Genomic DNA, 15,812 nt, shown 5'->3' on the forward strand with positions numbered 1-15,812 from the left:
CGATGAGCTCTTGTGGAGCTGGTCAGGAGAGCCCGAGCTCGTCGTCGAGGAGATCGAAGATCTCGTCTGCCGTAGCGGACTGGATTTCACGGTCTTCTGCGGTGCTGTCCGTAGCACTGTGCGTTTCATTCCACTTCGACAGGAGGTCGCGCAGGCGGGTGGTGATGCCGGGGCGCTCGATGTCGTCCGGGGCGATCGTGGCGAGGATCGCCTCGAGCTTGTCGAGCTCCGCGTGTACGGGCGGGTGTCCGGCCGCGCCGGCGGCGCCGTCCAAGCTCAGCTCCTCGCGCAGATACCCGGCGAGCGCGGTGGGCGTCGGGTAGTCGAAGATCAGCGTGACCGGCAGGCGCAGCCCGGCGGCGGCACCCAGTCGGTTGCGCAGATCCACGGCGGTGAGCGAGTCGAAGCCGAGGTCGAGGAAGCCGCGGCCGGCGTCCACGTCGTCCGGGGTGGCGTAGCCGAGGACGGCCGCCACATGGCTGCGGACGACCTCCAGCAGCTCCCGGTCGCGTTCGGTCTCCGAGAGCCCGGAGAGCCTTGTCGCGAGCGAGCCCGCGGCGGAGTCGGCCAGGGTCCCGGCACCGGTGGCACCGGTGTCGGCGGAGCGCCGTACGGGGGTGCGGACCAGGCCGCGCAGCAGCGGCGGCAGCAGCCCGGCGGCGGCCTGGCCGCGCAGCGCACCGGTGTCGATGCGGATCGGGACGAGGACGGCCTCGGACAGGGTGCCCGAGAGGTCGAACAGGGCCAGGCCCTCGTCCTGCGGGAGGGCCGCGAAGCCACCGCGCGAGATGCGGGTCACATCGGAGGCGTCGAGGCTTCCGGCCATGCCGTCGGCCGCCGCCCACAGGCCCCAGGCGAGCGAGCTCGCGGGCAGGCCCTGGGCGTGGCGGTGCTGGGCGAGTGCGTCCAGGAAGGTGTTGGCCGCGGCGTAGTTTCCCTGTCCCGAGCTGCCGAAGGCACCGGCGGCCGAGGAGAAGAGCACGAACGCGGCCAGGTCCAGCTCGCGGGTCAGCTCGTGGAGGTTCCACGCCGCGTCCACCTTGGGGCGCAGCACGGTGTCGATCCGCTCACCGGTCAGCGAGCTGATCACGCCGTCGTCCAGGACGCCCGCGGTGTGCACCACTGCGGTCAGCGGATGCTCTGCCGGGATCGCCGCGAGGGTGGCGGCCAGGGCGTCCCGGTCGGCGGTGTCGCAGGCCGCCCAGGTGACTTCGGCGCCCATCTCGCCCAGTTCGGCGGCGAGTTCGGCCGCGCCCGGTGCCTCGCCACCACGGCGGCTCACCAGCAGCAGACGCCGCACCCCGCGCTCGGCCACCAGGTGGCGGGCGAAGAGTCCGCCCAGGGCGCCGGTGGCGCCGCTCAGCAGCACGGTGCCCTCCGGGTCGCCGAGCCCAGTCGGCTCGGGGGTGTCCGGCCGGGCCGGGACCCGGGCGAGCCGGTAGGCGTGGCCGGTGCCGGAGCGCAGGGCGAGCTGCGGTTCGTCGGTGGCGAGCACCGACGGCAGGGCCCGCTGGGAGGCGTCGGTGCCGTCGAGGTCGACCAGGACGAAGCGGCCGGGGTTCTCCGACTGCGCGGACTTGACCAGGCCCCAGGCGGTGGTGTGGGCCAGGTCGGCGATGTCCTCGCCGGGGGCCGCCGCGACCGCGCCACGGGTGACGAGGACGAGGCGGGTGTCGGCGAACCGCTGGTCGGTCAGCCAGTTCTGGACCAGTTCCAGGGTGTTCCGGGCGACGGCCCGCGCGGTGTCGGGCAGGGCCGCCGCGCCGCCGGTGGCGGCGAGGGGTGCCACGACCACCTCGGGGGCGGAGGCGCCGCCGTCGAGCGCGGTGGCGAGTGCCGCTAGGTCCGCGTAGTCGTCCAGCCGCTCGCCCGCGACGGTGAAGCCGGTGGCCGTGGAGCCGGTGGCCGGGAAGCCGGTGGCGGCGCCGAGGGTCACCCAGCGCTCGCCGAGCGGGATGTCGGTGGCGGACGTCGTGAGGGCGGGCAGCGCTGTCCAGTCAGGACGGAACAGCGACTCGTGGTGTGCGGCGCGCGAGGCGTCGAGCTGCTCGGTCGACAGCGGCCGCAGCACCAGGCCGTCGATGGTGGCGACGGCGGCGCCGGTGCCGTCGGCGAGGTGCAGCGACACCCCGTCGGCGCCGGGCCGCAGCCGTACGCGCAGCGATGCGGCGCCCCCGGCGTACAGCCGTACGCCGGTCCAGGCGAACGGCAGCCGCGCCCCCTCGTTCTCCTCGCCCTCCGGGTCGAGGCCGAGGGTGTGCAGGGCGGCGTCCAGCAGCGCCGGATGCACCCCGTACGCGGCGGCCTCGGGCTCGAAGCCCTGGGGCAGCCGGATCTCGGCGAAGAGTTCGTCGCCGCGCCGCCAGGCGGTGTGCAGCCCCTGGAAGACCGGGCCGTAGCCGAGTCCGGCGGCGGCCGCGCCCTCGTAGAACTCCTCGGTGGCCAGGGCCGTCGCGTCGGCCGGGGGCCATACGCCCAGGTCCACCCGCTCGGCGTCGGTCGCCTGCTCGCCCGGGGCGAGGAAGCCGGTGGCGTGGCGGATCCACGGCTCGTCGGCGGGGACGTCCTCCCGGCGGGAGTGCAGGGTGAGCGAACGGCGTCCGGTCTCGTCGGCCGCCGCGAGCTCCAGCCGCAGCTGGACGGCGCCCTGTTCGGGCAGGACCAGCGGCGCCTGGAGGGTCAGCTCCTCGACCGTGTCGCAGCCCGCCTCATGGCCGGCCCGCAGCGCGAGTTCGACGAAGGCGGTGCCGGGCAGCAGCACGGTGTCCATGACGGCGTGGTCGGCCAGCCACGGATGGGTCAGCAGCGACAGCCGCCCGGTGAACACGAAGCCGCCGGTGTCGGGGAGTTCCACCGCCGCGCCCAGCAGCGGGTGGTCGGCGGTGCCGAGGCCCGCGGAGATCACGTCCTCGACGGAGATGCCCACGTCGAGCCAGTAGCGCTGGCGCTGGAAGGCGTAGGTGGGCAGCTCCACGCGGCGGGCGCCGCGCCCGGCGTAGACCGCCGCCCAGTCCGGGGCCGCGCCGCGGACATGGGCGTGGGCGAGGGCGGTGGCGAGCGCCTGGGCCTCGGAGCGGCCGCTGCGCAGGGTCGGGACGAACACGGCTTCGGTGCCGGCCTCCCCTTCGGTCCCTGTCCCGGTCCCGGTCCCGATCCCGGTCTCCGTCTCGGCGAGGCAGTCCTCGCCCATCGCGGAGAGCACCCCGTCCGGGCCGAGTTCCACGAAGGTGGTCACACCCTGGTCGCGCAGGGTGCGGACCCCGTCGGCGAAGCGCACGGACTCCCGGACATGACGCACCCAGAACTCCGGCAGGCGGATCTCGTCGGCGGAGACCACGGTGCCGGTGAGGCAGGACACCAGCGGGATCTTCGGGGCGTTGTAGGTCAGGCACGCGGCCAGCTTGCGGAAGTCCGCGAGCATCGGGTCCATATGTGGCGAGTGGAAGGCGTGGCTGACCGTGAGCCGCTTGGTCTTGCGACCCCGCGCCTGGAAGTCCGCCGCGATCTGCGTCGCCACGTCCTCGTCACCCGCGATGACCACGGAGTTCGGGCCGTTGAGGGCGGCGATGCTCACGCGGTCGGTGAGCAGCGGTGCCACCTCGTCCTCGGACGCCTGGAGAGCGATCATCGCGCCACCGGCCGGCAGCTCCTGCATCAGGCGGCCACGGGCCGCCACCAGCACGGAGGCGTCGGCGAGCGAGAACACACCGGCCACATGCGCGGCGGCCAGTTCACCGATGGAGTGGCCGGACACGTAGTCCGCCTTCAGACCCCACGCCTCGACCAGCCGGAACAGTGCCACCTCGATGGCGAACAGCGCGGGCTGGGTGAAGCCGGTCCGGTCCAGCGCCTCGGCGTCGTCGCCGAACAGCACCTCGCGCAGCGGCCGCTCCAGATGCCCGTCCAGATGCGCGCACACCTCGTCCAGCGCCTGTGCGAAGCGCGGGAACGTCCGGTACAGCTCGCGGCCCATGCCGAGCCGCTGGCTGCCCTGGCCGGTGAACAGGAACGCCACCTTGCCCTCGGTGGCGACACCGCGCAGCGCCTGCGCCGGGTGGTCACCGCGCGCCAGCGCGTCCAGCGCGCCCAGGGCGTCGTCGTGGCCCTCGGCGACCAGGGCGACGCGGTGTTCCAGCGCGGCGCGGGTGGTCGCGAGCGAGAAGCCCAGGTCGGTGAGGGTGGCCCGGGGTTCGGCGGCGATCCGCGACCGCAGCCGCCGCGCCTGCGCCCGCACACCGTCCTCGGTGCGGGCCGACAGCAGCACGGGCACGTACGGCAGGGCCTCGGGCTCGGCCACGGGCTCGCTCGCCTCGGGGGCGGGCGGCTGCTCGATGATGGCGTGGGCGTTGGTGCCGCTGATGCCGAACGAGGACACCGCGGCGCGGCGCGGACGGCCGGTCTCGGGCCACTCCACCTGCTCGGTGAGCAGCGACACCGCGCCCGCCGACCAGTCCACGTGCGGCGACGGCTCGTCCACATGCAGCGTCTGTGGCAGCACACCGTGCCGCATCGACAGCACCATCTTGATGATGCCGGCGACACCGGAGGCCGCCTGGGTGTGGCCCAGGTTGGACTTGACGGAGCCCAGCCACAGCGGCCGCTCCGCGTCCCGCTCCTGACCGTAGGTGGCCAGCAGCGCCTGCGCCTCGATCGGATCGCCCAGCGTCGTGCCCGTGCCGTGCGCCTCGACCACGTCCACCTCACCGGTCGTGAGGCGGGCGTTGGCCAGCGCCTGGCGGATGACGCGCTGCTGGGACGGGCCGTTGGGCGCCGTCAGACCGTTGGACGCACCGTCCTGGTTGACGGCGCTGCCGCGCACGATCGCCAGCACCTCATGGCCGTTGCGGCGGGCGTCCGACAGCCGCTCCAGCAGCAGCATGCCCGCGCCCTCGCCCCAGCCGGTGCCGTCGGCGGCGGCCGCGAAGGACTTGCAGCGGCCGTCCCTGGCCAGTCCGCGCTGGCGGCTGAAGTCGATGAACGTACCCGGGGTGAACATCACCGTGACACCACCGGCCAGCGCCAGCGAGCATTCACCCTGCCGCAGCGCCTGCGCCGCAAGGTGCAGCGCGACCAGCGACGACGAGCAGGCCGTGTCGACCGTGACGGCCGGGCCCTCCAGACCGAAGGTGTACGCCACCCGGCCGGACACCACACTGCTGGAGCTGCCGGTGCCGAGATAGCCCTCGACCTCGTTCGGGACGGCGTGCAGCCGGGACCCGTAGTCGTGGTACATGACGCCCGCGAACACACCGGTCCTGCTGCCGCGCACGGACAGCGGGTCGATACCGGCGCGCTCGAACGCCTCCCAGGAGGTCTCCAGCAGCAGCCGCTGCTGCGGGTCCATGGCGAGCGCCTCGCGCGGCGAGATCCCGAAGAACGCCGGGTCGAACTCGGCGGCGTCGTGCAGGAATCCGCCCTCGCGGGCGTAGGAGGTGCCCTGGGTCTCCGGGTCCGGGTCGTAGAGCGCCTCGAGGTCCCAGCCGCGGTTGTCGGGGAAGCGGGAGATGCCGTCCTCGCCCGCGGCGAGCAGCTGCCACAGCTCCTCGGGGGTGGTGACCCCGCCGGGGTAGCGGCAGCTCATCGCCACGATGGCGATCGGCTCGTCGTCGGTGGCGGCCATGACCGGCACCGGGGTGTGCACCGCCGGGGTCTGCGTGCCGACGAGCTCGGTGCGCAGATGGCGGGCCAGGACCTGCGGGTCCGGGTAGTCGAAGATGAGCGTGGCGGGCAGCCGCAGCCCGGTGACCGTGTTGAGCTGGTTGCGCAGCTCGACGGCGGTCAGGGAGTCGAAGCCCAGCTCCTTGAACGCCCGGCCCGAACCGATGGTCTCCGCACCGGCGTAGCCGAGCACGGTGGCCACCTGGCCGCGGACCAGGTCCAGCAGCAGCCGCTCCTGCTCGGGCTCGGACAGCCCGGTGAGCCGCCCGGCCAGACCGGTCTCGCCGCCCGCCGCGACCGCGTCCACCGCGCGCCGCGCCGGGACCCGCACCAGACCGCGGAACAGGGGCGAGACCGCGCCACTGGCGGCCAGGGTGCGCAGGGCCGCGATGTCCACCCGCATCGGCACCAGCGACGCCTCGCGGACGGTCAGCGCGGTGTCGAGCAGCGCGAGGCCCTCCGCCACCGGCAGCGGCGGCAGTCCTGCGCGCCGCATCCGGGTGATGTCGGCCTCGTCCAGGGTGCTGCCCATACCGGCCCCGGACCACAGGCCCCACGCCAGCGCGGTGGCCGGCAGGCCCTGCGCGGCGCGGTGCTGGGCGAGGGCGTCCAGGAAGGCGTTGGACGCGGCGTAATTGCCCTGGCCCGGGCCGCCGAACACGCCGGAGGAGGACGAGAACAGCACGAAGGCCGTCAGGTCGAGGTCGCGGGTGAGCTCGTGGAGGTTCCAGGCCGCGTCCACCTTCGGGCGCATGACGTGGTCGACGCGCTCGGGGGTGAGGGAGCCGATCACACCGTCGTCCAGCACACCGGCGGTGTGGACGACCGCCGTGAGCGGGTGTTCGGCGGGGACGGTGGCGAGGGTCGCGGCGAGCGCGTCCCGGTCCGCCACATCGCAGGCGGCCCAGCGCACGTCCGCGCCCAACTCAGCCAGTTCCGCGCCGAGTTCGGCCGCGCCCGGGGCCTGGTCACCACGGCGGCTCACCAGCAGGAGCTGCCGTACGCCACGCTCCGCCACCAGATGCCGGGCCACCAGACCGCCCAGCGAACCAGATGCACCGGTCACCAGCACCGTGCCCTCGGAGTCGAGACCCCGGGCGTCGTCGGCCTCCGGCGCCACGGCCACCCGCGCCAGCCGCGGCACGGACACCGCACCCGCGCGGATCGCCAGCTGCGGCTCGTCCGAGGCCAGGGCGGCGGGCAGGGCCCGCAGCGACTCGTCCCGGCCGTCGGTGTCCACCAGCACGAAACGGCCCGGGTTCTCCGACTGCGCCGAGCGCAGCAGACCCCACACGGCCGCACCGGCCAGATCCGCCACCGGCTCGTCGGCCTCGACGGCCACCGCGCCACGGGTCACCACGACCAGCGGGGCGTCCCCGAACCGCTCCTCCTCCAGCCACCGCTGGACGACGTCGAGCGCCACGGCGGCGGCGCGGTGCGCCGCACGGGCCACCCGCTCACCGGTCTCGGCGGACGGCGACACGACGACGTACTCGGGCGCGGGCGCCGTGCCCGCGGCGACCGCGTCGGCCAGCGTCGCGAGGTCCCCGTACGCCGTGGCCCCGAGCCCGAGCGGATCGGCGCCCAGCACCGCCCACCGGCCGTCGGCCGGCACATCGGCTCCGGCCGCGTCGGCGAGCCCGGACGGCGTCGTCCACTCCAGGTGGAACAGCGACTCGTGGTAGGCCGTGCGCGCGCTCCGCAGCTGCTCGGCCGAGACCGGGCGCAGCCCGAGCGTCTCGACGGCGGCGACCGGCGCACCGGTGGTGTCGGCGATCTCCAGCCGGACGCCTTCGGCGCCCGCGGGGGCCAGCCGCACCCGCAGCGCCGAGGCGCCGCTCGCGTACAGCGACACACCGGTCCAGGCGAACGGCAGCCGCCCTTCCCCGCCCGTGTTGCCCAGACCGGCCAGGCCGATGGCGTGCAGGGCGGAGTCCAGCAGCGCCGGGTGCAGCCCGAACGCGGCGGCCTCCTCGGCCGTGTCCTCGTCCAGCACCACCTCGGCGAACACCTCGCCGCCGCGCTGCCACGCCCTGCGCAGCCCCTGGAACGCGGGGCCGTAGGCGAAACCGATGTCCAGCAGGCCCTCGTAGCGGCCGTCCAGCTCCACCTCGGCGGCGTCCGCCGGGGGCCACGCGCTCAGCTCGAACGACGCCTCCGGACGGCCGCCGGACGCCAGGACACCGGCGGCGTGCCGGGTCCACGGCTCCTCGGCGGGCAGGCTCTCCAGCCGGGAGTGCAGCGACAGCGGACGGCGGCCCGCCTCGTCGGCCGCGCCGACCGACAGCCGTAGCTGGACACCGCCCTGCGCGGGCAGCACCAGCGGCGCTTCGAGGGTCAGCTCTTCCAGGTAGTCACAGCCGACCTGGTCACCGGCGCGGATCGCCAGCTCCACGAACGCGGTGCCCGGCAGCAGCACGGTGTCCAGGATGGTGTGGCCCGCGAGCCACGGATGGGTCGAGAGCGCCAGCCGTCCGGTGAACAGCATCCCGTCCGCGTCCGGCAGTTCGGCGCTGGCGCCGAGCAGCGGATGCGCGGCCTCGCCCAGCCCGACCGCGGCCACATCGCCGAGGAACAGCGAGGAGACCTTCGGCCAGTAGCGCTGCCGCTGGAAGGGATACGTCGGAAACGCGGTCAGCTCGACCTGCGCGGCGCCCGTTCGGGCGTAGTACGCCGCCCAGTCCACCGCCGCCCCACGCACATGCGCCCGCGCGACGGCCGACAGCAGGGCCTCGGCCTCGGGGCGATCCTTGCGCAGCACGGCGGCGAACGCGGCGTCCTCGCCGGTCACACACTCCTGGGCCATGGCGGTGAGGACACCGTCGGGACCCAACTCGACGAAGGTCGTGACGCCTTGGGCTTCCAACGTCCGTACGCCATCGAGGAAGCGGACAGCTTCGCGGACGTGGCGCACCCAGAAGTCGGCCGTCGTGATCTCCTCGGCGGAGACGACGCCACCGGTGAGGTTGGAGACGATCGGGATCCGCGGGGCCTCGTACGACAGCCCCTCCGCCACCTCGCGGAACGCGTCCACCATGCCGTCCATACGCGGCGAGTGGAACGCATGGCTGACCGTGAGCCGCTTGGTCTTCCGACCCTGCGCCTCGAAACCCGCCGCAATCGCGACAGCCTCGTCCTCGTCACCCGCGATGACCACCGACGTCGGGCCGTTGAGCGCGGCAATCGACACCCGCTCGGTCAGCAGCGGCGCCACCTCGTCCTCGGACGCCTGGATGGCAATCATCGCGCCACCGGCCGGAAGCTCCTGCATCAACCGCCCACGCGCCGCCACCAGCTTCGCCGCATCGGCGAGCGACAGCACCCCCGCCACATGCGCGGCAGCAAGCTCACCAATCGAATGCCCGGAGAGGAGGTCCGGCTTCAGGCCCCACGCCTCGACCAGCCGGAACAGCGCCACCTCGACCGCGAACAGCGCGGGCTGGGTGAAGGCGGTCCGGTCCAGCGCCTCGGCGTCGTGGCCGAACAGCACCTCGCGCAGCGGCCGCTCCAGATGCGTGTCCAGGTGGGCACACACCTCGTCCAGCGCGTCCGCGAACGTCGGGAAGGTGTCGTAGAGCTCACGGCCCATGCCGAGCCGCTGGCTGCCCTGTCCGGTGAAGAGGAAGGCCAGCTTGCCACCGGCCATCGCGTCCTGAACGAGCCCGGCCGCCGTACGCCCCTCGGCGAGCGCCGCCAGGCCGGACAGCAGCCCGTCCCGGTCCACGGCGACGAGCGCCGCGCGCTCCTCGAAGGCGGTACGGCGGGTGGCGAGGGTGAACGCCACGTCGGTGAGGTCCAGTTCGGGGCGCTCGCCGAGGTGGGCCCGCAGCCGTACGGCCTGGTCGCGCAGGCCCTCGGGGGACTTGGCGGAGAGCACCCAGGCGGCCGGGACGCCGGACCGGGGCGCGACGGCGGGCGCCGGGTCCTCGGTCTCGTCCGCGTACGCGGGGGCCTGCTCGATGATGGTGTGCGCGTTGGTGCCGCTGATGCCGAACGAGGACACGGCGGCCCGGCGCGGACGGCCGGTCTCGGGCCACTCCCGCGCCTCGGTCAGCAGTGACACCGCGCCCGCCGACCAGTCCACGTGCGGGGTGGGCTCATCGACGTGGAGAGTCTGCGGCAGCATGCCGTGCTGGATGGCCAGCACCATCTTCATCACACCGGCGACACCGGCCGCGGCCTGCGTATGGCCGAAGTTGGACTTGATGGAGCCGAGCCACAGCGGCTGGTCGGCGTCGCGCTCCTGGCCGTACGTGGCCAGCAGCGCCTGCGCCTCGATCGGGTCGCCCAGCGTCGTACCGGTGCCGTGCGCCTCGACCGCGTCCACCTCGGACGCGGACAGCCCCGCACCCGCCAGCGCCTGCCGGATCACCCGCTGCTGCGAGGGACCGTTCGGCGCCGTCAGACCATTGGACGCACCGTCCTGGTTGATCGCGCTGCCACGGACGACCGCCAGCACCGGGTGGCCGTTCTTCCGGGCCTCGGACAGCCGCTCGACGAGCAGCATGCCCACGCCCTCGCCCCAACCGGTGCCATCCGCACCGGCGGCGAACGCCTTGATCCGGCCGTCCTCCGCCAGCCCACGCTGACGACTGAAGTCCACAAACGAACCCGGCGTCGACATCACCGTCACACCACCGGCCAGCGCCAACGAGCACTCACCCGCCCGCAACGCCTGAATCGCCCAGTGCAACGCCACCAACGACGACGAGCAGGCGGTATCCACCGTCACCGCAGGACCCTCAAGGCCCAGCGCGTAGGACACCCGGCCCGACATCACACTGGCCGCGTTACCCGTCCCCATGAAGCCTTCGGAGCCATCGGGGGCGGACAGGATGACGGGCAGATAGTCCTGGCCGTTGGTACCGGCGAACACGCCGACCTGCTGACCGCGCAGCGTCGTCGGGTCGATCCCGGCCCGCTCGAACGCCTCCCACGAGGTCTCCAGCAGCAGCCGCTGCTGCGGGTCCATGGCAAGCGCCTCGCGCGGCGAGATCCCGAAGAAGACGGGGTCGAACTCGGCGGCGTCGGCGAGGAATCCGCCCTCGCGGACGTAGCTGGTGTGCTCGCCCGTGCCCTCCGGGTCGTACAGCGTCTCCAGGTCCCAGCCACGGTCGGCCGGGAAACCCGTCACCGCGTCCTGCCCGGACGCCAGCAGCCGCCACAGCTCCTCGGGCGAGCGCACACCACCGGGGAAGCGGCAGCTCATGCCGACGATCGCGATGGGGTCGTCGTCCAGCGCCACGCCAACCGACGACGCACCGGTCACCGCCGGGCGCGAGCCGATGAGTTCGGCCTGCAGATGGTCGGCGAGGGCGATCGGGGTGGGGTAGTCGAAGATGATGGTGGCGGGCAGCTTCAGCCCGGTGAGGGTGGCCAGCAGGTTGCGGATCTCGACGGCGGTCAGCGAGTCGAAGCCGAGGTCGCGGAAGGCGCGGCTGGGCTCCACCGAGTCCGGTCCGGGGTGGCCGAGGACGACGGCCACCTGGGTGCGGACGAAGTCCAGGGCGATCTGGTCGCGTTCCTCGTCGGTGCCCGCGTCGGTCAGCCGCTGGGCCAGCGAGGTGGGCCGGCCGGGAATGGCGGGGCCGCCGGTGGCGGTGCGCGCGGCCTCGATCGCGCGGCGCGCCTCGGAGAGCTCGGCGAGCAGCGGGTTCGGGCGGTGGCCGGAGAGGCCGGGCGCGAAGCGGTCCCATTCGATGTCGACGACGAGGGAGAACGTCTCGTCCAGGTCGAGCGCGGCGCCCAGTGCGGCGGTCGCCGGTTCGGGGGCGAGGGCGGGCAGCCCGGACTGCCGGAGCCGCTCGGCCACCAGCTCGTCGGTGGCCATGCCGCCGTCGGCCCAGGCACCCCAGGCCATGGAGGTGGCGGGCAGGCCCTCGGCGCGGCGCTGTTCGGCGAGCGCGTCGAGGTAGGCGTTGGCGGCCACGTAGTTGGCCTGACCCGCGGCGCCGAAGGTGGCGGCCATGGAGGAGAAGAGCACGAAGGCGGACAGGTCGAGGCCGCGGGTGAGCTCGTGCAGATGGCGGGCGGCATCGGCCTTGGCGCGCAGCACATCGGCCATCCGCCGCGGGGTCTGAGCGTCGAGGACACCGTCGTCCAGCACTCCGGCGGCGTGCACGACCGTGGTCAGCGGAAGGTCCGCGGGGACGGTCGCCAGCAGCCCGGCGAGGGCGTCGCGGTCGGCGACGTCGCAGGCGGCGATGGTCACCTGGGCGCCGAGGGCGGTGAGTTCGTCGCGCAGCTCGGCGGCGCCGGGGGCGTCGGGGCCGCGGCGGCTGGTCAGCAGGATGTGCTGGGCGCCGTGGGCCACGAGCCAGCGGCCGACGTGGCCGCCGAGGGCGCCGGTGCCGCCGGTGATCAGCGCGGTGCCGTGGGTGGTCCAGCCGTCGCCGGTGGTCTCGTGGTGCGGTGCGCGGGCCAGCCGTCGGACGTGGATGCCCTGCGGGCGAATGGCGAGGTGGTCCTCGCCGCTGATGCCCTCGGGCCCGGCGAGGATGTCGGCGAGCCGCCCGAGGGCGCGGTCGTCGGCGGTCTCGGGCAGGTCGATCAGACCGCCCCAGCGCTCGGGGTGTTCGAGGGCCGCGGTGCGGCCCAGGCCCCAGATCTGGGCCTGGTCGGGGCTGCTGAGCCGGTCGGAGCGGCCGACGGAGACCGCGCCGCGGGTGGCGGCCCACAGCGGGGCGTCGACCTCGGCGTCACCGAGGGCCTGGACGAGGGTGAGGGTCCCCGCGAGCCCGGCGGTGAGGGAGGGGTGCCGGTCGTGCGGGCGCTCGTCCAGGCCGAGCAGGGAGAGCACACCGTCGATGTGCGGGGCCCCGCCGGTCTCCCGCGCCGGGTCCCGCGTCAGGGCCATGCGGATGCGCTCGGCGAGGGCGGTGCGGTCGGCGGTGGCGCCGTCGACCGCGATCTCGTGGACCGTGACGCCGCGCTCGGCCGGCAGCCGCAGCGACGCGGCTACCCAGGGGTCCTCCGCACGCCCCTCGGGGGTGACCACGAGCCAGGTGCCGGTGAGCGGCTTGGCCTGGGTCTGCGGCAGCGGTGTCCAGGTGATGCGGTAGCGCCAGCCGTCGACGGTGGTGTCGACGTGGCTGCGCCTGCGCCACGCGGACAGGACGGGCAGCACCTCGCTGAGGGGCTGGTCGCCGTCGAGGCCGAGGGTGTCGACCAGGGCGGCCAGGTCCTCGCTGTGCACGACCTCCCAGAACCGGGCGTCGGCCACGGCCGGGGCGGCGGCTTCGGCTTCGGCGGGGTCGGGGCCGTACGAGAAGGGGTTGGCGGGCCAGTAGCGCTGCCGCTGGAAGGCGTAGGTGGGCAGCTCGACGCGGCGGGCGCCGGTGCCCGCGTAGTACGTGGCCCAGTCCACGGGCACGCCGCGGACCTGGGCCTGGGCGAGCGCGTGGCCCAGGGTGCGGGCCTCGGGGCGGCCGGAGCGCAGGGCGGGCAGGAACGCGAACGTGCGGTTCCTGCCGCCGGTCACGCACTCCTGGGCCATGGCGGAGAGCACCCCGTCGGGGCCCAGTTCGACGAAGGTGGTCACGCCGTGGTCCTCGAGGCGGCGGACGCCGTCGAGGAACCGGACGGCCTCGCGGACGTGGCGGACCCAGAAGTCGGGCGTGGTGATCTCGTCGGCGGAGACGATGGCACCGGTGAGGTTGGAGACGATCGGGATCTTCGGAGCCTCGTAGGTCAGCCGCTCGGCGACCTGACGGAAGTTCTCCAGCATCCCGTCCATGTGCGGGGAGTGGAAGGCGTGGCTGACGGTGAGCCGCTTGGTCTTGCGGCCCCGCTCCTCGAAGGACGCCGCTATCTCCAGCGCCGCGTCCTCGTCACCGGCGATGACGACCGAGGTGGGCCCGTTGAGCGCGGCGATCGAGACCCGCTCGGTCAGCAGCGGCGTCACCTCGTCCTCCGACGCCTGCACCGCGATCATCGCGCCACCGGCGGGGAGTTGCTGCATCAGCTGGCTGCGCGCGGCCACCAGGGCGGAGGCGTGGGTGAGCGAGAGCACCCCGGCGACATGGGCGGCGGTGAGCTCACCGATGGAGTGGCCGGCGAGGAAGTCGGGGCGCAGCCCCCAGGATTCGACGAGGCGGAAGAGGGCCACCTCGACGGCGAACAGCGCGGGCTGGGTGAAGCCGGTCCGGTCGAGCGTGGCGGCGTCGTCGCCGAACAGCACGTCCTTCAGCGGCCGGTCGAGGAACCGGTCGAGCTGGGCGCAGACCGCGTCCAGCGCCTCGGCGAACACCGGGTAGGTCTCGTACAGCTCACGGCCCATGCCGAGCCGCTGGCTGCCCTGGCCGGTGAAGAGGAACGCGACCTTGCCCTCGGCGGCCAGCCCCTCGGCCAGCTCGGGGTGGTGGCGGCCTTCGGCGAGCGCGTCGAGGCCCGCGAGGAGTTCGTCGTGATCGGCCGCGAGGACCACGGCGCGGCGGTCGAGAGCGGCGCGGGTGACGGCCTGGGAGTAGCCGAGGTCGGCGAGGCGGTGGCCGGGGTTGGCGGTCAGATGGGTCCGCAGCCGGAGGGCCTGGGCGCGCAGCGCCTGCTCGTCCTTGCCGGAGAGCACGACCGGGACCAGGGGCACCTCGGCCCGCTCCGGCTCCGGTTCGCCGCTCTCGGCGGGGGCGGCGAGGGCCGGGGGCTCCTCGAGGATGGTGTGCACATTGGTGCCGCTCATGCCGAACGACGAGACGCCCGCGCGGCGCGGGGTCGCGCCCTCGGGGTCCTGGGGCCACTCGGTGGTGGCGGTGAGCAGTTCGACGTCCCCGGCCGTCCAGTCGACGTGCGGGGTGGGCTCGGTGAGGTGGAGGGTCTTGGGCAGCACACCGTGCCGCATCGCCATGACCATCTTGATGACGCCGCCGACACCGGCGCCCGCCTGGGCGTGGCCGATGTTGGACTTGATGGAGCCAATGAGCAGCGGTTTGCCCTCGGGTCGGTCCTGGCCGTAGGTGGCGAGCAGCGCCTGCGCCTCGATCGGGTCGCCGAGGGCGGTGCCGGTGCCATGGGCCTCGACGGCGTCGACCTGGTCGGGGCTGAGGCGGGCGTTGGCCAGCGCCTGGAGGATGACGCGCTGTTGCGAGGGGCCGTTGGGCGAGGTGAGGCCGTTGGACGCGCCGTCCTGGTTGACGGCGGAGCCGCGGACCACGGCGAGGACCGGGTGGCCCTTGCGCTGGGCGTCCGACAGCCGCTCGACGAGCAGCATGCCGACGCCCTCGCCCAGGCAGAAGCCGTCGGCCTCCGGGGCGAAGGGCTTGGAGCGGCCGTCGAGGGCCAGTCCGCGCATCTTGCTGTAGTCGACGAAGACGCCGGGCGCGCACATGAGAGTGGCGCCGCCGGCGAGCGCGAGCGAGCATTCGCCGTTGCGCAGCGCCTGGACGGCGAGGTGGAGCGCCACCAGCGAGGAGGAGCAGGCGGTGTCGACGGTGACGGCCGGGCCCTCGAAGCCGAAGGTGTAGGAAAGGCGGCCGGAGGCGACGCTCGCGGCGTTACCGGTACCGAAATAGCCCTCGAAGTTCTCGTTGGAACTGAGGATCGCGCCCAGGTAATCGTGATTGCTGGTGCCGACGAAGACGCCGATCTGCCGGCCGCGCACCGCGACCGGGTCGATTCCGGCCCGCTCGAACGCCTCCCAGGACGTCTCCAGCAGCATCCGCTGCTGCGGGTCCATGCCGAGCGCTTCTCGCGGGCTGATGCCGAACAGCGACGGGTCGAAATCGGCTATGCCGTCGACGAATCCACCCTCGTGCACATAGCTGGTGCCGGGGTGGTCCGGGTCCGGGTGGTACATCGTGTCGACATTCCACCCGCGGTCCAGCGGGAACTCGCTGACCGCGTCGACGCCCTCGCTGACGATGCGCCACAGGTCCTCGGGCGACTGAACGCCCCCGGGATAACGGCAGCCGATCCCCACGATCGCGATGGGGTCGTGGTTCTTCGCCTCGGCCTCTTGCAGGCGGAGGCGAGTCTGGTGCAGATCCGCCGTTACCAGCTTGAGGTAGTCCCGCAGCGTCTCTTCATTCGCCATTTACGCAATCCAATTACGGCAGACGGCATCGGAAATGCTCCACAGATCCTCAACAGGGGAGCCGGTAACCAACAACCAAATCAGTCGACTTCTCGCTGAGAGGCTATGTGCGAACTAACCCTCACAA

The 15,812-nt window shown here is 73.7% G+C and carries 1 protein-coding gene; it reads right to left on the minus strand.

Translation table 11 applies throughout. From position 1 onward, the window contains the following. Positions 1 to 22: 22 nt before the first annotated feature. A complete protein-coding gene (locus BLV72_RS10940) occupies positions 23 to 15,667 on the minus strand; it encodes a type I polyketide synthase (RefSeq protein ID WP_425288512.1) in 15,645 nt (5,214 codons plus the stop codon). Positions 15,668 to 15,812 lie beyond the last annotated feature (145 nt).

Origin of the sequence: Streptomyces melanosporofaciens, assembly GCF_900105695.1 — a bacterium.
Lineage (GTDB): Bacteria > Actinomycetota > Actinomycetes > Streptomycetales > Streptomycetaceae > Streptomyces > Streptomyces antimycoticus.